The sequence below is a fragment of the Streptomyces sp. RG80 genome (assembly GCF_040446465.1).
Classification (GTDB): domain Bacteria; phylum Actinomycetota; class Actinomycetes; order Streptomycetales; family Streptomycetaceae; genus Streptomyces.
The window spans coordinates 134558-153342 of record NZ_JBEAAJ010000015.1; the positions used below are offsets into that span (position 1 = coordinate 134558).

At 70.2% G+C, this 18785-nt stretch carries 19 protein-coding genes; 14 read left to right on the forward strand and 5 right to left on the reverse strand.

Features of this window, described 5'->3' with window-relative positions:
• Positions 1–8: 8 nt before the first annotated feature.
• The 3 genes from ABKA17_RS41560 to ABKA17_RS41570 form a co-directional block, all read right to left on the reverse strand.
• On the reverse strand, positions 9–875 hold the full coding sequence (locus ABKA17_RS41560; RefSeq protein ID WP_353697606.1) for a hypothetical protein: 867 nt from the start codon (positions 873–875) through the stop codon (positions 9–11).
• An 87-nt stretch (positions 876–962) separates the two neighbouring features.
• Positions 963–1694, reverse strand: coding sequence for a hypothetical protein (locus ABKA17_RS41565; protein ID WP_353697607.1), 732 nt, complete (start codon positions 1692–1694; stop codon positions 963–965).
• Between the two features lie 47 nt (positions 1695–1741).
• A complete protein-coding gene (locus ABKA17_RS41570; RefSeq protein WP_353697608.1) occupies positions 1742–2683 on the reverse strand; it encodes a hypothetical protein in 942 nt (313 codons plus the stop codon).
• Positions 2684–3030: 347 nt separating this feature from the next.
• Between ABKA17_RS41570 and ABKA17_RS41575 the strand changes: the two genes are divergently transcribed.
• From ABKA17_RS41575 to ABKA17_RS41615, 9 genes are all read left to right on the forward strand, one after another.
• Complete coding sequence (locus ABKA17_RS41575) at positions 3031–3753, forward strand: hypothetical protein (RefSeq protein WP_353697609.1); 723 nt, start codon at positions 3031–3033, stop codon at positions 3751–3753.
• Between the two features lie 17 nt (positions 3754–3770).
• Positions 3771–4628: a hypothetical protein gene (locus tag ABKA17_RS41580; RefSeq protein WP_353697610.1), complete on the forward strand. Its 858-nt coding sequence runs from the start codon at positions 3771–3773 to the stop codon at positions 4626–4628.
• The gene (locus ABKA17_RS41585; protein ID WP_353697611.1) at positions 4625–5932 is read left to right on the forward strand and encodes a TadA family conjugal transfer-associated ATPase; all 1308 of its coding nucleotides are present in this window, start codon (positions 4625–4627) and stop codon (positions 5930–5932) included. The genes ABKA17_RS41580 and ABKA17_RS41585 overlap by 4 nt, the downstream gene beginning before the upstream one ends.
• A 2-nt stretch (positions 5933–5934) precedes the next feature.
• Positions 5935–6945, forward strand: coding sequence for a type II secretion system F family protein (locus ABKA17_RS41590; RefSeq protein WP_353697612.1), 1011 nt, complete (start codon positions 5935–5937; stop codon positions 6943–6945).
• A complete protein-coding gene (locus tag ABKA17_RS41595) occupies positions 6942–7868 on the forward strand; it encodes a type II secretion system F family protein (RefSeq protein ID WP_353697613.1) in 927 nt (308 codons plus the stop codon). The genes ABKA17_RS41590 and ABKA17_RS41595 overlap by 4 nt, the downstream gene beginning before the upstream one ends.
• 76 nt (positions 7869–7944) lie before the next feature.
• Positions 7945–8196, forward strand: a complete 252-nt coding sequence (locus tag ABKA17_RS41600; RefSeq protein ID WP_353697614.1) for a hypothetical protein — start codon at positions 7945–7947, stop codon at positions 8194–8196.
• 112 nt (positions 8197–8308) lie between these two features.
• A complete protein-coding gene (locus ABKA17_RS41605) occupies positions 8309–8689 on the forward strand; it encodes a TadE family protein (protein ID WP_353697700.1) in 381 nt (126 codons plus the stop codon).
• 11 nt (positions 8690–8700) lie between these two features.
• Positions 8701–9117 (forward strand): TadE/TadG family type IV pilus assembly protein, encoded by a 417-nt coding sequence (locus ABKA17_RS41610; RefSeq protein ID WP_353697615.1) that lies wholly within the window; start codon positions 8701–8703, stop codon positions 9115–9117.
• Positions 9114–9584, forward strand: coding sequence for a TadE/TadG family type IV pilus assembly protein (locus ABKA17_RS41615; RefSeq protein WP_502994530.1), 471 nt, complete (start codon positions 9114–9116; stop codon positions 9582–9584). Before ABKA17_RS41610 ends, ABKA17_RS41615 begins: the two co-directional genes overlap by 4 nt.
• A gap of 42 nt (positions 9585–9626) precedes the next feature.
• Here ABKA17_RS41615 and ABKA17_RS41620 read toward each other — a convergent pair whose 3' ends face one another.
• Positions 9627–11300, reverse strand: a complete 1674-nt coding sequence (locus tag ABKA17_RS41620) for a sigma factor (protein WP_353697616.1) — start codon at positions 11298–11300, stop codon at positions 9627–9629.
• Between the two features lie 232 nt (positions 11301–11532).
• Here ABKA17_RS41620 and ABKA17_RS41625 point away from each other — a divergent pair, with 232 nt between their 5' ends.
• A complete protein-coding gene (locus ABKA17_RS41625) occupies positions 11533–11946 on the forward strand; it encodes an SsgA family sporulation/cell division regulator (protein WP_353697617.1) in 414 nt (137 codons plus the stop codon).
• A 28-nt stretch (positions 11947–11974) separates the two neighbouring features.
• Here ABKA17_RS41625 and ABKA17_RS41630 read toward each other — a convergent pair whose 3' ends face one another.
• Entirely contained in the window at positions 11975–12310 is a 336-nt protein-coding gene (locus tag ABKA17_RS41630; protein WP_353697618.1) for a hypothetical protein, read from the reverse strand.
• Positions 12311–12414: 104 nt separating this feature from the next.
• Between ABKA17_RS41630 and ABKA17_RS41635 the strand changes: the two genes are divergently transcribed.
• The 4 genes from ABKA17_RS41635 (at position 12415) to ABKA17_RS41650 (ending at position 18774) form a co-directional block, all read left to right on the forward strand.
• On the forward strand, positions 12415–13062 hold the full coding sequence (locus ABKA17_RS41635; protein ID WP_353697619.1) for a hypothetical protein: 648 nt from the start codon (positions 12415–12417) through the stop codon (positions 13060–13062).
• Between the two features lie 94 nt (positions 13063–13156).
• Positions 13157–13621: a hypothetical protein gene (locus ABKA17_RS41640; protein ID WP_353697620.1), complete on the forward strand. Its 465-nt coding sequence runs from the start codon at positions 13157–13159 to the stop codon at positions 13619–13621.
• Positions 13618–14091: a hypothetical protein gene (locus tag ABKA17_RS41645; RefSeq protein ID WP_353697621.1), complete on the forward strand. Its 474-nt coding sequence runs from the start codon at positions 13618–13620 to the stop codon at positions 14089–14091. The genes ABKA17_RS41640 and ABKA17_RS41645 overlap by 4 nt, the downstream gene beginning before the upstream one ends.
• Positions 14092–14175: 84 nt before the next feature.
• Positions 14176–18774: a DUF6531 domain-containing protein gene (locus ABKA17_RS41650; RefSeq protein ID WP_353697622.1), complete on the forward strand. Its 4599-nt coding sequence runs from the start codon at positions 14176–14178 to the stop codon at positions 18772–18774.
• Positions 18775–18785 lie beyond the last annotated feature (11 nt).

Sequence of the window (18785 nt, forward strand, 5' to 3'; positions counted from 1 at the left end):
GCGGCCCGTCAGTCCCCGGTCTCCACGAACAGGTCCTCGGCGGTCGCGGCGGTCGCGGCCCGGGTGACCCAGGTGCGGAGGGTTTCCAGGTCCATGCAGTTGGTGATCCGTTCGCGTGTGGCTTCCGAGACGCCGATGCCACGCGCGTCGAGGATCAGCAGGATGTCCTCGGCTCGGCTCTCGGCCCGCAGTCGCTGGGAGGTCTCGGAGCGGAAGAAAGAGAGGTCGACGGCCATCAGTTGCCTCCAGGTCTCGGCGGCCAGGGCTTTACCGAGGCCGAGTTCGGTGAGCTCGGCGAAGATCCTTGCGGTCTCCTCGTCGATGGTCTTCAGGGCGACAGCCAGGGCTTTCAGTATGGCAGGGGCGTCCGGGTCCCTGCCGTGCGTGATGGCGCTGAGTGTCGCGAGCGGGATGTCACGGGCGGCGGCCGACGGGTCCGTGATCACGGGGACGTTGTGCGGACCGAGGACCAAGGGACGGAGGGTGAGGGTGGGCCAGAATGCGGGGCCGATGACGATGGGCTTCTCGGCCCACTTCGCCGTGTTGCGGTCCTGGCAGGTCACGAGAAGGACGGGCGGGATGCCGTACTTCTCGCGCAGGTGCGCGACGTAGTAGGCCCAGCTGCTGGGCTTGAGGGGGTTCGGTTTCCCCTGAGCCTCGATGATCAGGAGGTGGCTCTCGCCCGATGCTGTGTCGATCCTCAGGAGAGTGTCCACGCGTCGTTCCGTGGGCTGGATCTCGGTGAGGTCTGTCGGCAGCAGGGACACAGCGACCGGATCGGGAAAGGGGAGATCGAGACGCCGGAAGGTCCGGGCGAAGACGCCTGGGTCCTCCCGGAAGATGTGATGCATCGCCTCGTGGGATGAGCTGACCATGTGGTGGACGGTAGGCGGGTGATCCTCTCGTGGTCTGGTGTACGACCTTGGATCACCCGCCCGAGTGAAGGCTGAAGTGAGGCGTGTTCAGCCCAGCTTGGTGTTCTGTGCCTTCACCAGGTCCGCGGGGACGATCGCCTGGGCGGACTGGCCCTTGATGAAGCCGCCGCTGTCGATCGAGAAGTAGTTGACGATCGTGTCGCCGAAGCGGAAGGTCTGGGTGCGCATGGTCTGGGTGCCCTTGTACGAGACCGTGGAGACGGTGGCGAGGGACTCGTCGGCGGAGGGGTCCGAGGGGGCCGTCTCCTTCTTCACCGAGGTGTACGTCGTGCTCGCCTTCTTGGACTTCGCGGTGTAGCCCGTCGTACAGGAGGAGGCCGCGTCCGCGAGGCCCTTCATCGCCTCCTCGGCCTTGCCCTCCGCGTACGTGGCGAGGGTGATGTACGTGTAGAGGTAGCTCCCCGTGCCGGCGTACCGGACCAGTGAGGCCTCCGGGTCGCCGACGGGGAGGTAGTTGGACGCGTACGCCAGCGGGGCACAGACCGGCTTCTCGACCTTCAGCTGGTCCTGGCTCGTGGCGAGGGCGTCCTCCTTGGCGGGTTCGTCGATGCGGTAGTCGCCGCCGGCCTCCGCCTTCGTGACGAGCAGCTTCGCCAACTCGGCCGCCGGGTCCGCCGACGGCTTCGCCTCGGAGGTGCTGGGCTTCGGCTTCTCGGACGCCGTGGTCCTGCTGTCGTCCCCGTCTCCGCCACCGCACGCGGTCAGCGTGGTGAGGGACAGCGCGGACAGCAGGGAGAGAGTGAGCGTGGCTCGCTTCATGTGGGGGGCTCCTGGATGGTTCGGCCTGCACGACTGCCGGCCGGCGATTACGGGACGTACGCCCCGTCCAACAACTTCCGCAGCGCCGGCGACAGTTCGGGCACCCGCGCCCCCGCCGCCTGCACCGCTGCGACGGCCTGGACGTACGCCACCGCCTCCGCCCGCAGCCGCGCCTTCTCGGCGCCCTGCCTCCGGCCGGCCAGCCAGACCACGATCGCGAGGGGGATCAGGGCGAGGGCGCCGTAGCCGAGCGGGGTGCCGTCGGTCGACGCCCACAGCACTCCGCCGCCGGCGCCGAGGATCAGCAGACAGCCGGTCTCGTCGTGCCAGCCGCCCGCGTCCGCGATCCGCTCGTACTCGGTGACGGCGGCGGGCTTCGGGGGCACGGGGGAGGGCGGGACCGGGGCGCCGAAGCCCTGCGGTGCGCCGAAGCCCTGCGCGGCGCCGAAGCCCTGCGGTGCGCCGCCCGCGAACGGCGCCGGGTCCACCTTCGGGTACGACGGGATCGGCAGTACTGCCTTGCCGTTGCCGCCCGAGCCCTCCGGCCTGCCCTCCAGCCACCCCGGCACATGCGCCAGCGGCAGCCCATGGGCCCGGGCCACGCCCAGGATCTCGCGGTAGCCGACGAGGGCGGGGTGCAGCAGCTCGCGCCGCCAGCCCCTGCGGACGTGGACCAGCGCGGCCACGGCCAGGATCAGGACGGGGGCCGCCATCAGCGCCTTCACCGGGCCCATCGCCGGCACGCTCACCGCCGTGACCACCCAGCACACGACCGCCACCAGCGCGAAACCCGCGACCCAGGCCAGCGGCCGGTGCTGCACCCGGTGTGCCGCCTCGCGGCGTTCCGCGAGCAGCGCCGAGACCGCCGTGTCGTTCGTGTAGTCGACGCCGGTGCGCGCACCCGTCGCGCGTACCGCCTCCAGCACCCGGGCATCGGATGCCAGCGCGGCCCCGCCGATCGGCAGAAGACCCGTTTCGAGCTCGGTCACCGTCGCAACTCCCCCGTGTCCGTGAATCGAGCAAAGATCATGTCACGGCGGTTTCGCCCCCTCGTGAGCGAATGGTGGAGGCCTCATGGGCGGCCCGTGACGCCGTTCCGCATGCTGGACGCAAAAGGGCTTCTGACGCCCTCAGTTGCAGATGAATAACGGTGGGCGGGGTGAGATGCGTGACGGCGGACGTGCCTTGAGGGGCTTATGTGCGGCTGATACGGTGCCATGGCTTGACACTCACCCCAGCGATGGCTAGCCGCGAAGGTTCAGGCGAACGCGGGTGAAGTGTCCTAATTTGCAGAGAATTTGGCAGACATTTTCTTGGGTGTACGGGGAGCGGTTGCGTGAAGATCCAAGAGCGTTCGGGGGCGGCTCACGGTCGTTCCGCACCTCCTGCTCAGCCGTCGGTCGGTGACCGGCTTCCCACGCCGCCTCGCGAGCGCAAACCGGCGTTGGCCGCGTTGGCGGTGCTGTTGATCCTGGTGGGTGCGCTGGGAGCCACCATGCTGGTGTTGCAGGCCGGCGACCGGATCGAGGTCGTCCAGGTCACGAAGGACATCCAGACCGGGGAGTCGGTCAACAGCAGCAACACGACGTCCGTGCTGGTCGCCGAGGACGCCGCCGTCAACTACGTCGAGTGGTCCCAGCGGAGCACCCTCGAGTCGTACAAGGCGAAGTCCACTATCTACGCCGGCACCGTCGTCATCGGTGACATGTTCAGCAAGGACGTCAGTGCCACCGAGGGCAAGACCCTCGTAGGCCTCTCCCTCAAGGCGGGTCAGTTCCCCTCCGGCATCAAGCAGGGTGACACGGTGGCCGCCTACCGGGTCACCGACGGCGGCTCCGGCGGCAACAGCTCCGCCTCGGCCTCGGGCGACAACAACTCCCTGCTGGTGGACAAGGCGATCGTGACCGCCGTACCGGTGGCGAACGACGACGACATCGTCGGCAGCGCCAACACCGCGTACACCCTCGCCGTCGACTCCGACGTGGCTCCCGCGCTCGCCCAGGCCGCCGCGAACAGCCAGGTCGTCCTGGTTCTCGTGCCCAGCAACAGCAGCAACTAGAAGGCGGCCCCAGACCCATGGCGCTCATCGCTCTCGCCGCCGACAAGGGTTCCCCCGGCGTCACCACCGCGGCCGTCGCCCTCGCGGCGGTCTGGCCGCGGCGCGCGCTGCTCGCGGAGACCGACCCGGCGGGCGGCGACCTCGTCTACCGCAGTGCCGCCGCGCACGGCGGGCCGCTCAACCCCAACACCGGGATGCTGTCCATCGCGGCGACCGCGCGCCGAGGCCTGGTCCCCGACCAACTCTGGGACCACGTCCAGCCGTTGAGCGGCGGCCTCGAAGTGCTCGTCGGGCTCGGCAACGCCGAGCAGGCCGCCGGTCTCGCCGGACTGTGGCCGACCCTCGGGCACTCCTTCGCCGCGCTCGCCGAGTCCCCGAACGCGCCCGCCGACGTCATCGCCGACTGCGGCCGGATCGCCGGGGACACGCCTGCCGTGGACCTCTTCCCGCACGCCTCCCTCGTACTCCTCGTATCCCGTACCGAGCCCGAGGCCATCGCCCGGGTCCGGGACCGGGCGGCCGCCCTCGGCAACAAGCTGCACGGGGGCCAGCGCGGGGTCGCGACCATGGGCAACCCGATGATCGGGGTCGTGCTCATCGCCGACACCAACAACGCGGCGAAGATCTCGGGCCAGGTCAACGACATGCTCGTGCACGCCCAGACCGGCGCCCGCGTGGTCGGCACCATCGCCGACGACCCGGCCGGCGCCGACCAGTTGGCCGGCCGCAAGCGCGGGCGGCTCGACAAGTCGCTGCTCATCCGCACCGCCCGCAAGGTCACCGCGGACCTCTACCAGCAGTACGGCGCCGCCTGGTCCGTACCCACCCAGGCCCAGCACGGCGAGATGAACGGCCATGCGGGGGCCGGGCGATGACCGCTGTCGACCATCAACTGGTCAAGCGGTTCCGGCAGGACGCCGGCGACCGTATCGCCGAGCAGCGGCGCCAGGACCAGGTGTCCGGCGTCACGCCGATGTCCGGCGAGGACGAACGGCACTACGCCCGCGCGGTCATAGCCCAGATCCTCGAGGACCACGCCCGCACCGAGATCAACGCCGGGCGCACCCCGCTCGACGCGGAGACCGAGGAGCAGTACGCCGCCGCAGTGCACGCCGCGCTGTTCGGTGTCGGACGGCTCCAGCCGCTCCTCGACAACCCGGACGTCGAGAACATCGACATCAACGGGTACGACCAGGTCTTCGTCGGCTACTCCGACGGGCGCGAGGTCACCGGCGATCCGGTCGCCGAGTCCGACGAGGAGCTCATCGAGCTCATCCAGGTCCTCGGCGCGTACTCGGGTCTGTCGTCCCGGCCCTTCGACTCGGCCAACCCGCAGCTCGACCTCCGACTCCCGGATGGTTCGCGTCTGTCGGCCGTCATGGACGTCACCCGGCGCCCGGCGCTCTCCATCCGTCGCGCCCGCATGGGCAAGGTCTTCATCTCCGACCTCGTCGGCAACGGGACCCTGTCGCCGGAGGTCGCGCACTTCCTGGCCTGCGCGGTCCGGGCCCGCAAGAACATCATGATCGCGGGCGCGACCAACGCCGGTAAGACCACGCTGCTTCGGGCCCTCGCCAACGAGATCCCGCCGCACGAGCGTCTCATCACCGTCGAGCGTGCTCTGGAGCTCGGGCTCGACACCTTCCCCGATCTCCACCCGAACGTCGTCGCGTTCGAGGAGCGGCTGCCCAACTCCGAGGGCCAGGGCATGATCCCGATGGCCGAACTCGTCCGCCGGTCGCTGCGTATGAACCCCTCCCGCGTCATCGTCGGTGAGGTCCTCGGCGACGAGATCGTGACGATGCTCAACGCGATGTCGCAGGGCAACGACGGCTCGCTGTCCACGATCCACGCCAACAGCTCCAGCGAGGTCTTCAACCGTATCTCCACCTACGCGTTGCAGGCCTCCGAGCGGCTGCCCATCGAGGCCAGCCAGATGCTGATCGCGGGCGCCGTGAACTTCGTCGTCTTCATCCAGCGACGCAACAACTTCCAGTCGGGCGGCCGTCTCCAGCGCTCGGTCACCTCCATCCGCGAGGTGAACGGCGTGGACGGCCGCGTGCTGTCCAGCGAGGTGTTCGCCGAGGCGCACGACGGCCGGATCGTGCCGCACGCGCCCATCGCCTGCGTCGACGATCTGATCGCACAGGGCTACCGGCCCACGGGAGCGTGGGGGTGACCATGACGACTCGGACACAGGCACAGACTCTTGCCGCACTCGACTCGCTCGGTTCCATGGGCGGGCTGTTCTCCACGACCGTCCTCTTCTCCCTCGCGTCCGGGGTCGCCGTCGGCGGTGGCATCGCGCTGTTCGCCATCGCCGTACGCGGACTGCCCGCCAAGCCCGACCACGAGAAGCAGAAGGCCGCCGAGCGGGCGAGCGAACTGATCCGGTTCGCCGGGCAGCGCGGTTCGCTGGCCGCCATCGTCGGGATCGTCGTCCTGCTGCTCACCCAGTGGGCGGTGGCCGGTGTCGCGGCCGGTGTGCTGGTGTTCTTCTGGGACCGGCTGTTCGGCGGTGCCGGTGAGGAACGCGCCGCGATGAAGCGGGTGGAGGCGCTGGCCGGCTGGACGGAGTCGCTGCGCGACACCATCGCCGGCGCGGTCGGTCTCGAGCAGGCCATCCCGGCTTCCGCGCGCGCCTCGGCCCCGGTGCTGCGGCCCCATCTGGACGCGCTCGTCGACCGGTTGCGGGCCCGCACCCCGTTGCCCGACGCGCTCCAGCACCTCGCCGACGAGATCGACGACGCCTCCGCCGACATCATCGTCGCGGCGCTCATCCTCAACGCCCGCCTCCGCGGCCCCGGTCTGCGCCAGGTGCTGGGCGCGCTCGCCAAGTCGGCGCGTGAAGAGGTCGACATGCGCCAGCGCGTGATGGCCCAACGGTCCTCGACCCGCCGCTCGGTGCAGATCGTCGTGGGTGTCTCGGTCGCCTTCGTGCTGGGCCTGTCCGTCTTCAACCGCGAGTTCGTGGAGCCGTACGGCACGGCCGTCGGCCAGCTCGTCCTCGCCTGTGTCTGCGGTCTGTTCGCACTCGGCTTCTGGTGGCTGCGCAAGCTGTCGACCATCGAGACGCCCGAACGCTTCCTGATCAAGGACGAGTCCGCGGTCCAGTTCGTACGGCCCCGCACACCGTCCCAGCAGGGTCAGCCCGGCCAGCCGTCCCAACAGGAAGAGGGGGTACGCCGATGAGTGACGTCACCATGCCGGTCGTCGTCGGTGCCGTCATCGGCCTCGGCATCTACGTCCTCGTCCGCGCCCTCATGCCGTCCAAGCGCAGCGCGGTCTCCCAGGTCGCGCGGATCGACGCGATGCGGGCCCGCGGAGCGGCGTACGAGTCCCCGCGGACCGCCGCCGACCAGGGCCGCCTCGGTTCGTTCCGGGCCGACGTCGGGATCCGGGTCGCCGAGTTCTATGTGCAGCAGGGCTGGGAGCAGCGGTCGCTGCGCGCGGACCTCGCCGTTCTGGACCGCAGCTGGGAGAAGTTCCTCGCGACGAAGGTGCTGCTCGGGGTGGCGGGCCTGTTCTTCGGCCCGTTCATGTTCGCCGTGGTGCTGGCGCTGGGCTTCGGCAAGAGCCCGATCATCCCGGTCTGGCTGGCCCTCGCGTTCGCGGCCATCTTCTTCTTCCTGCCCGACCTGGAGGTCCGCCGGGACGCCGCCGACAAGCGGCGTGACCTGCGGCGGGTGATCGGCGCCTATCTGGACCTGGTGTCCATGAGCCTCGCCGGCGGGCGCGGTCTGCCCGAGGCGCTGATGGCCGCCGCCGAGGTCTCCGACGGCTGGGCCACCCAGCGCATCCGCAACGCCCTCGCCGACGCCCGGATCACCGGCATCAGCCAGTGGCAGGCGCTGGGTTCGCTGGGCGAGGAGCTCGGCGTCGAGGAACTCAAGGACCTGTCGGCCTCGTTGGCGCTGGTCGCCGACGACGGTGCCAAGGTCCGCGAGTCCCTCGCCTCCCGCGCCGAGACCATGCGGCACCGCGAACTCTCCGAGATCGAGGGCAGCGCGGGTGAGAAGTCCCAGTCGATGCTCGTGGCCCAGCTGCTGCTGTGCGCCGGCTTCCTGGTGTTCCTGATCTACCCGGCGGCCATGCGGGTGTTCCAGGTGTCCTGAGCCGAGCCCAGCCCCAAGTCGCTTCCAGAACCGCTGCCAACCGCTGCGCACCGCAGCACCGAGAGGACAACACATCATGAACGGACGGAACTTCAGCACCGGGATCCCGGCCGTGGACTTCCTGGTCACCTTCCTGAGCGCGCGCGTGGAGAAGGCCCGCTCCGGCGAGCTGGACCGCGGTGCCTCCGCGGTCGAGTGGGTCATCATCTCCGCGGTCGTCGTGGCGATCGTCGGCGTCGTGGCCGCGATCATCAACGCCGCCCTGAGCGAGGGCGCCAACAAGGTCGGCGACTGCATCAAGGGCGCCGACGCGGGCAAGACCTGCTGACTGTCCATACAACGGGGTTGACGGGGTGCGCGTGGGCACAGGCGTGGGCAGATGGGTGCGCCGCAGGGTGGAGACGGCTCGGAAAGAGGCGTCCACCCGCGGCGACTCCGGCATGACCGCGATCGAGTTCGTGCTGCTCACCCCGGTGCTGTTCTTCATGATCTTCGCGACGGTCCAGTTCGCGCTGTACTTCTTCGCGGACCATGTGGCCCAGGCGGCGGCTCAGGCGGGCGCCCGCAAGGCCCGCGCCACGGCGGATGCCCAGCCGGGCGGCTGGCGGGGCGAGGCGCAGGACGTGGTCGAGAGCTACATCAGCCAGCTCGGCCCGCAGTTGGTGCTCTCGCCGAACGTGACGATGCTCCAGCCCGAGCAGAACACCGTGGGCGTGGAGATCACGGCCCGGGTGCCCACCGTCTTCCCCGGCCTGGACCTGACGGTGCACGCGCAGTCGCAGGGCCCGGTGGAGCGGTTCGTCGAGGACAACGGGAACTGACAGTGAACTCGATGAACTCCCTTCTGCACGGTGACGACCGTGACAGGGGCCTGTCCACGATCGAGGTCGTGATCCTGGCGCCGGTGATGATCCTGTTCATCCTGGTGCTGGTGGCCTTCGGTCAACTCGTCGACGGCCGTGGCGCGATCGACGGCGCGGCCCGGGACGCGGCCCGCGCGGGCTCGATCCAGAAGGACCACGCGACGGCGATGTCCGAGGCCCGCAAGGCGGCCGAGGCGGACCTCGAGGACGTCTGCTCCGGCCCGGTCGACGTCGTCCAGACGAGCCCGGGCTTCGACGCGGCGACCTTCTTCACGGTCGAGGTGAGCTGTGAGGTACGGGGCCTGGCCATGCTCGGCCTGGACGTCCCGACCACCCTGACGGCGAGCTTCAGTTCGCCCCTGGACCCCTTCCGGAGGACGGTGTGACGGTTCTGAGGCACCGCGCCCGCACCTGGCTCTCCGTCCGCCGCGCCCACCTGGACGACCGTGGCTCCGGCGCCGGCGCGGTCATCATCTTCACGCTCGTCTTCCTCTCCCTGTCGGCCTTCGTGATCGACGGCGGCCTCTCCATCAGCAAGCGCGAACGCGCCGCCGACATCGCCGAACAGGCGGCCCGTTACGCGGCCCAGGACATCGACCTCGACGCCCTCTACGACGAGGAGAACGGCGCCGCGCCGATCAACTTCCAGAACTGCGACGCCCGCGTGAAGGCCTTCGCCCGCGAGATGGACATGAACGGCGCGGACATCGCGGCGACGCACTGCGTGGCGGCCGACGCCCAACAGGTCGAGGTCGAGGTGCAGTTGACGTACTCGCCCGTCTTCACCGGCATGTTCTACGGCGGTGACGTGACCGTCCGCGGCCAGGCGGTGGCGGAGAACGAGGTCGGCTGAGCGGGGCCCTCGGGCAGCGGATCCCGCGAGGGCGCCGGGTCGTCACCCCTGGGCGTGTCCGCCGTCGTCCCCGCAGCCGTCCCCGGGGTCGGTGGGCGCGAGGGGATCGGTGGGCTGCGGCTCAGGGGCGATCGTGTCTGCCGGGGCCGGGTCGGGTGCTGGTGCTGGTGCTGGTGCTGGAGTGTCCGGCTCGGGCTCCGTGGGCTCCGGTTCCGCGGGCTGCTCGGGGGTGCTCACCGTGGGCTGCTCCGGCGCGTCGGGGGCAGGTGGCTGCGGTTGCTCCGGTGCGGGTTCGGCGGGGGGTGCCGGTTGTTCCGGAGCGGGTTCGGCGGGGGGTGCCGGTTGCTCCGGAGCGGGTTCGGCCGGGGGTGCGGGCTGTTCGGGGGTGTCCTTGGTGGGGGGCGCCGGTTGGTCGGGGGTGTCCTTGGTCGGGGGTGCGGGCTGTTCGGGGGTGTCCTTGGTCGGCTTGGTCGGCTTGGTCGGTGGGGTCGGTTCGGTCGGGGCCGGAGCCGGGTTCTCGGGCGTCGTCTCGACCGGCGCCGGGGTGTCAGTCGTCCGCCCATCGGAGGAGGCCGCAGGATCGTCGTCCCCTCGCGCCTGGGCTACGGTCGCCCCGACCTCCTCGGCACCCACGACCCGAACGTCCTCCGCGCCCTCGACCCCGGCCGCCCTGCTGGACGTAGCGTCATCCCCGCCCTCCTGCCCGGCGTCCACCGGCGCCTCCGCGACCGGTATCCGAACCGCCGGTGCCTCGGCCACCGGTGTCCGCTGTGAGGGCGGCACCGACCCGGAGTCGAGCGGCCCGAGGGCGAGGATGACCGCGGCGGCCCCGACGACCACCGCACCTGCGGCGACCGCGGACTTCGTACCGCCGATCGTGACGTGGCGTACGCCGTCCAGCAGCCCACCACCCGCACCGCTGAGGGTGGTCGCCGAACCCGCGGACCCGGCGAGGAAGGTGAGCAGGAACTTGCCCGTACCGCCGACGGCGAAGACGAGCAGGGCGGGGCCGACGAGCGCGGGCAGCCGGTCGTTCGCGCTCATCAGGGCCGCAAGGCGAGCGCGGCAGTCGTCGCACGCGTCCACGTGCCCGAGCAGCCGCTCGGACTGCCGCGCGGTCGCGGAGCCACGGACGTACGCGGGCATGCGCGCGCAGTGCACCTGGCAGGCGGGATCCGCCGGTGCGCCGGTCTGCACCTGGAGGAACGCCTGCCGCATCCCCTCCCGGGCGCGATGCAGCAGTACGGCGGTCGCCCCCTCCTTCGTACCCAGCTGAGGTCCGATGGCGGCCAGCGGCTGCCCCTCGGCCTCCGCCAGCCACAGCGCCTTGACCCACCGCTCGGGCAACTGCCCCAGCACGCGCACCACCAGGTCCACGGAGGACACGTGCTCGGCCGGGTCGCCGCCCTGCGCGGGAACCTCGACGCGCTCGTCGCCCTGCGGATCGCGAGGCGTCTCCCGCCCGGCGCCGGCCCCCGCGGCGGATGCGAGATGCCGCACGGTCGTCATCAGATACGCCGGCACGTTGTCGATCTCGTGCCCCGCGGCCAGCCGCCGCCACACCCGGAAGTGCGCCTCGGCGACCAGGTCCTCGGCGGCGTGGGTGTTCCGGGTGAGGGAGCGGGCGTAGGCGACGAGTCGGGGCTGCTGCTCCTCGTAGATCCGGGCGTACGCGGCCGTGGCGGTGGAACTGGAACTCGTGGAACCGTCGGACATGGCGGAACGCTCCGGTTGCCTGCGGAAGGGCGGGGACGGGTTTGTCAGCCTAGATGGCAAAAGTTTCAAACAAAGTTGCGGTCGTGGCAGAAAGTGACGCACGTCACGCCCACCACTTTCAGAACTGGCGTAATACGGGGCCGGGTTGGCGGCTCGTACAGGTGCGTCGGTCAACCGGCCGCCGCACCCGCCCGGCTCGTCCGGCCCATGTGTCCCCGTATCGGAGAACGCCATGTCGATAACCCTGGAGCAGACCCTCGGCGCCCAACTGCTCACCGCCGAAGACGAGGAGCTGGCGGTGACGGTCACCCTCCGTCACACCTCGGCCGACCCCTTCGCCGTGCACTTCGTCTTCCCCGCGTGGATCTCGCTCGACGGCGAGGAGGTGACGTGGACCTTCGCCCGCGGACTGCTGGAGGAGGGCCTCGGCTCCCCGGCGGGCCTCGGCAACGTCCACGTCCGGCCGGCCGGACCGACGCGCACGGCGGTGGAGTTCAGAGGGGCGGAGGGCGTGGCCCTGCTCCTCTTCGACACGACCGCCCTCCATCGCTTCCTGCTCCGCTCGTACGCGGTCACGGAGCCGGGGAGCGAGCCGCTGGGACCGGCGCTGGAGCGGGGGTTGGCGTGGCTGCTGGACGGAGTGTGAGGGCGAGGGCGGCTTCCGAGGATGGGCGTTACTTCCCCTTGGCGGGCCGCTTGTCCTCGGTCTTCATCTTCTCGTTGACCTGCTTGGCGAGTTCGTCGTCGAGCTTCTTGAACTCCCGCACGACGGCGTCGGACATCTTCGCGAGCGCGTCCAGCTGCTGGGTGATGTCCTCGCGCCCGTCCTCCCAGTTGGACTCGAAGTCGTCGAGGGCACCGTTGACGCTGCCGTCGCCGATGTCGTCCTTGTACTGCTCGAAGAGCTTCTTGGTGTGGTTGAGCCGGTCCTTGACCGACCGCAGCCGTCGCCCGAACCCCTCCAGTTCGCTCAGCGGAAGCGAGAGGTCACTCTTGCCGCCCTGTCCCATGTCGCGTCCCCCGGTCTCGTAGTCTGACGTGCACGGTACAACGCAACAGTGCCTGTGCGAATGATCCAGAGTGATCCAGCAAACGGGGAAGGTCGGTCGGCACCATGGCCCGCTACACGGAGGCGCTCACCGTCGAGCGCGGCGGTTTCCGCATCAAGGTCCCCGAGACCTGGTGGGAGTTCGACGTACGCCCGGAGTCGCGCGACGACTCGATCCGCCGCATGGTGAACGACCGGATCGCCGGAAAGCCGGAGCTCGCCCAGTACCGGGACGTCTATCTGGACTTCCTCCGCAAGGCCGCCGCGGACGCCTGGAAGTCGGGCGCGATGTACTGCGGCTGCATGGCCGAGAACTTCGGCGGCGACACCCCGATCACCGGTTCGGTGACGGTGTCCCTGGTCGGCGGCCGCAACGAACGCGGCGAGCCCCTCTCCAACGACCCCTCCGTCATCGCCGGCCAACTCGCCGTCAAGGAGGCCAAGAAGGAGGGCGACTCCTGGCGCAAGGTCACGACGGTGGACATCCCGGGCGTGGGCCCCGCGGCCCGCACGTACGGCATCGAGGACATCGTCGTCCCAGACGACGCGCTGAACCGTACGATCCGGGCGGTCCTGATGCAGACGTACATCCCCGTACCGGGCCAGGAGGGCAAGGTCGCCCTGGTCGCGGGCAGCAGCCAGGTCCTCGACCTCGCGGACTCCTTCTTCGACATCTTCGACGCGATCACGTCGACGTTCCGGTTCACGGGCTGACGGTGGTCGTAGGGCTGGTGGACCTGTGAGGGATCCGGATGAGCTGCGCGGCGAGTGGCTCGAAGCATGGGCGAGGCGTACGGGAGCGTTCGCCGTGACCTTCACGGAGCAGTTCGAGAGCAGATTCGGTTACCCACCAGGTGACCATCTGGTGGAGCCGACGCCGGCTGCGGCCCGTGAGGCGAGCGCGAACACCGCGGGGCTGCCGGAAGACCTGCTCACCTTCTACCGTCATGTGGCCGAGGTCAGCCTTCCGGATCTGGGGTCGGGCTACTTCGTGCACCCGCTCGCCCTGACAGCGGCCGGGATGAGCGGAGACCTCCCCACGAGGATCACCGGCTCCCGTACGGACTCCGTCGTGGTCTTCGGCTCCGACGGCGGGGGAGCCCTCTTCGCCCTGAGCACCTCGGACGGATCTACGGTGTACCGACTGCCACCGTCGGGAGTCGAGGGGGACGTGTACACGGAGGGCTCGATCCCGTGCGAGGTGGTCGGTATCGGCCTGGCCTCGTTTCTCTCCTTCCTCGAAGGGGAACTTCAGGCCGGTGCGGCACCATGAGCACGCCCAAGTGGAACTGGGAATCCGGCGAAGGCCTCCTCTCCATCAACGACCCCGCCGAGGTGGACGCCGCCCTCGACCGGCGCGACCCGCATATCGGCGCGGCGGTGATCGGTCTGGCCCTCAACTGCCCGCCGGATGTCGTGTCGCCGAGGATCATCCGGGCACTGGAGCTGCTGCCGTCCGGTCAGGGACGAGACTTCCCCTTCACCGCGATCGCCCACCTGGCCCGACTCGACGGCGAGTTGACGCCCGAGCTGTACGCGGCGCTGCGGGCGGAGGGCCTCGGCGGAGCCGCGGACAACGCCATCGACGACACGCTGGGGTTCGTGCCGTTCCGGGATCTGCCGCCGTGGTTGAAGCGGCGGTGGGTGTACGTGACGGTGCGGGAGACGTTGCTGCGGTGGCTGCGTCCTGTGGAGGCGATCGGAGAGGCTTGGCGGAGCCTGAGGGAGCGCGGGAGGGGCTGAGCTTTCCGTCGAACGGCTGTGCCCGGTAGGTTCGCGTGTGCACATAGCTGTTGAACGTGATGCACGCGTGACGGGGGTTGCGGTATGGCTGGGCATCGGCCCACGGACTGGCATGTCCTGGATCTGGACAAGGATCCGACGCCGGGTGATCCGGACCGGATCAAGCGGCTGGCCAAGACACTCCACGACTTCGCCGACGACGTCTCCGACGCGCTGCGTCTGGTCAATGGCATGGCGGATGAGGACACCCTCCTTGAGTGGGCCGGTAAGTCGGCGGCGGTGTTCAAGGAGGAGTTCGGCGGGGTTCCGAAGAACCTGAAGAAGCTGGAGAAGTCCTACGCCCTGTGCGGGGACGCGCTGACCGACTTCTGGCCGAAGCTGGAGCGCGCCCAGGCCCTCGCCGACCGGGCGTTGGCGAAGGGGCGGGAGGCGCAGAGTGATCTGTCCTCCGCCAGTTCCCGTCTGTCCTCCGCCGATTCGTGGGTCACCCGGGCGAACAAGGAAGCCGACAAGTACAAGGACGACCCCACCGGCAGCAAGTCCGGCGGCGACAAGCCCGACGAGGGCAAGGTCCGGGCCGCCACCCGGGATGCACAGCACGCCAAGTCCGCCCAGACCAGCGCCCAGTCGGACGTCGACAGCGCCCAGGACGCCCTCGCTGCGGCGAAGAAGATGGCTGCCGATGCCCGCAAGATGCGGGAGGACGCTGCCCGGGACGCGAAGTCGAAGATCGACGAGGCCTCGGACGCGGGTATCCAGAACCGGTCGTGGTGGGAGGAGGTCGGGGACTGGTTCAGCGACAACTGGGACAACATCGTCACGGCCTGCAAGATCGTGGTGGCGGTGCTGGGTGTCGTCGCGATGATCATCGGTGGGCCGATCCTGGGCGTGATCGTCCTCATCGCCGCGCTCGTCGTCCTCGCTGACACCCTCTACAAATACTCCAAAGGCCAAGCCTCCCTGTGGGACGTCGGCTTGGCCGCACTCGACTGCATCCCCGGCATGAAGGGCCTCACCACCCTCGGCGGACTCGCCAAGGGGCTGAAGATGCTCGGCAAGGGTGGCCTCAAGGCCATGGCGAAGGGGCTGGGGAAGAAGGGCCTGCGCAAGGAGGCCGACGAGGCCGCCGCGCACAGCAAGCCCCCGAAGGGCCGCTGCAAGAACGGCGATCCGATCGACATGATCTCCGGCGAGATGCTCATGCAGGAGACCGACGTCGACCTGCCGGGCCTGCTCCCGACCGTCCTGCGTCGCACGCACCTGTCGACCTACCCGTACGGCCGTTCCTTCGGTCAGTCCTGGGCCTCCACCCTGGACGAACGCCTCGAACTGGACGACGAGGGCGCCGTCTTCGCCACCGAGGACGGCATGCTCCTCTTCTACCCGGTGCCCACACCGGGCACCGCTGTCCTGCCGCAGGAGGGCCCGCGCCTGCTGCTGGACTGGGACGGCGCTCCCGGTGCGCCGGTGCGGATCACCGACCAGGGCAGCGGCATCACCCGCCACTTCGCCTCGCGCCGGCGTCCCACGGCCGCCGACGAGGTCTTCACCCTTCCCCTCGCCGCCATCACCGACCGCAACGGCCTCCGCGTCGACTTCGACCGCGACGACGACGGCACGCCGGTCGCCGTACGGGACTCGGCGGGCCGCCATGTGTACGTCGACACCGACCCCGACAGCGGACGCGTCACCGCACTCCGTCTCCACAATCCGGAGGACGGCCCCGACGGCACGACGCTCAAGCGGTTCGGCTACGACTCCGACGGCAACCTCACCGAGATCCACAACTCCAGCGGGCTGCCCCGGAAGCTCACGTACGACGCGCGCGGGCGCATCACGTCGTGGACCGACCGCAACGCCTACTCCTACCGATTCGAATACGACGCCCTGGACCGCTGCACCGGCGGTACGGGCACGGACGGCAGCCTCGCCTCCTCCATCACGTACGACACGGAGAGCCGTGAGACGCGCTACACCGACGCCCTCGGCCGTACGACGACGTACCACTACAACGAACTCCTCCAGCTCACCGCCGAGACCGACCCCCTCGGCCACCGCACGTACACCGAGTGGGACCGCTACGGACGGATGCTCTCCCGCACCGACGAACTCGGGCGTACGACCCGCTTCACCCTCGGCGAGCACGGCGAGCCGGTGCGCATGGACCGGCCCGACGGCACCAGCATCGAGGTCGAGTACGACGCCGACGCGCAGCCCGTCGCCGTCACCCAGCCCGACGGGTCGCGCTGGGAATGCGCGTACGACGACCGGGGCAACCTGCTCACCAGCACCGATCCGCTGGGCGCGGTGACCTCGTACGCGTACGACGAGCGCGGGCACCGGATCGCGGAGACCGACGCGCTGGGCAACACGTTCCGGTACGTCACCGACGGGACCGGGATGCCGGTGCGGGTCGTCGATCCGCGCGGCAGCGTCGTGACCGTGCACCGGGACACGTACGGCCGTGTCGTGCGCATCGACGACCCCGTCGGCGGCACCGTCCGCCAGAGCTGGAACCCCGAGGGCCTGCTGCTGTGGCGTGAGCGCGCGGACGGCGGCCGGGAGTCCTGGTCCTACGACGCGGAGGGCAACCTCACCGAACACCGGGAGCCTGGCGGCCACGCCACCGTCTTCGAGTACGGCGCGTTCGACCTGCCCAGCGCCCGCACCGACCCGGACGGCACCCGCTACGTCTTCACCCACGACGCCGAGCTGCGCCTCACCGCCGTGACCAACCCGCAGGGCGCTCAGTGGAGTTACGACTACGACGCCGCGGGCAACCTGCTCTCCGAGACCGACTTCGACGGCCGCACTCTCACCTACGCCTACGACCCGACCGGCCGTGCGATCGAGCGCGGCAACGGCGCCGGCCAGTCGGTGCGGCTCACCCGCGACCTCGCGGGCCGGGTCGTGACGGCGCAGACCGACAGCGGCCAGGTCACCGAGCTGCGGTACGACGTATTCGGCCGGATGACCGAGGCCGTGAACGCCGACAGCCGGGTCACGTACGCGTATGACGCGGCGGGCCGGGTCGTCGCGGAGGCGGTGGACGGCCGGACCGTCACCAGCGCCTACGACCTGCTGGGGCGGCGCATCCGCAGGACCACACCCTCGGGCGCGGTGTCGCAGTGGTCGTACGACTCCGTGGGCCTGCCCGCCTCGCTCGTCACCGCGGCCGGTGAACTCACCTTCGCCTACGACGCGGCCGGCCGGGAGACCACTCGCGGTCTGGGCGCGGCGGCCACCCTGACCCAGTCCTGGGATTCCGGCCACCGTCTGGTGGAGCAGATCGTCCAGGCGGCGACGGCCACCGGCGGCAGCAGCCGGCAGGGCGCTCCCACGGTCCGCCAGGCCCGCACCTACGCCTACCGCGCCGACGGTCACCTGACCGCGATCGCCGACCGCCTCGCCGGCACCCGCCGCTTCGACCTCGACCCCGTGGGCCGCGTCACCCGGGTGTCGGCGGACACCTGGACCGAGTCCTACGCCTACGACGAACTCGGCAACCTCACCGCCGCCGAGCACCCGGCACCGGGCGGCCAGGACGCCCAGGGCCCGGCGCGGTACTCCGGCACCAAGGTCACCTCGGCGGGCCGTACCTCGTACGAGCACGACGCCCAGGGCCGCGTGACCCGGGTGATCCGGCGCACGCTGTCCGGGCTGCGACGCGTCTGGACCTACGTCTGGGACGCGGAGGACCACCTCGCCGAGGCGACGACGCCGGAGAACGGCGTATGGCGTTACCGCTACGACGTGCTGGGCCGCCGCACCTCCAAGGCGCGGGTGCGCGAGGACGGTTCCGTCACCGACGAGACCCTCTTCACCTGGGACGCCGGCAACCTCGCGGAGCAGCAGACGCTGCGGGACGGGGTGACGGAGTCGGACACCTGGGACTGGGAGCCGGGCACGCACCGGGCGGCGGCGCAGGTGCGCAGCCGATGGCCGGCCGACGACGACCAGGCCTCGGTCGACCGGCGGTTCTACGCGATCGTCACCGACCTGGTGGGCACGCCCAGCGAACTGATCGGCGAGGACGGGGAGATCGCCTGGCGATCGGCGACGACCCTGTGGGGCCGGCCGCTGCCCGACGGCACCGACGGAGGCCTGTGCCCGCTGGCCTTCCCGGGCCAGTACCGCGACCCGGAGACGGGCCTGCACTACAACCTGTCCCGCTACTACGACCCCGACACCGCGAGCTACCTCTCCCCGGACCCCCTGGGCCTGGAGCCCGCCCCGAACCACCACGCCTACGTCGACAACCCGCTGCGCTGGAGCGACCCGCTCGGCCTGGAAGGCGACGAGCCGGTCCGGATCTACGACGACTCGACGTACGACAAGCACGGTTCGAGCTCCTCCTCGTCGGCGAAGGGTGAGATCGGCCGTGCTCCCACGAACGGCCAGGCCGCGCTGGATCGGTCCATCACACGGGGCGACTCCGCCACCGCGGACGACTTCCGACGCGTCGGCGTGGACCACGTCAACAACGAGATCGTGGTGCTTGATCGGCACGATTACGTCACTGACAAGAACGGCAAGATCGTCAAGGAGATCTACCATGGCCACGTCCAGGCCTCGTACCCGTCCAGTGCCGTCAAGGAAAACGTCCTGGCCAAGATGGTGAGGCTCAAGATGATCAACAACAAGAAGAAGCAGAAGGTACTCCCGCCTCCGTGCGACGGGTGACGGACGAAAGA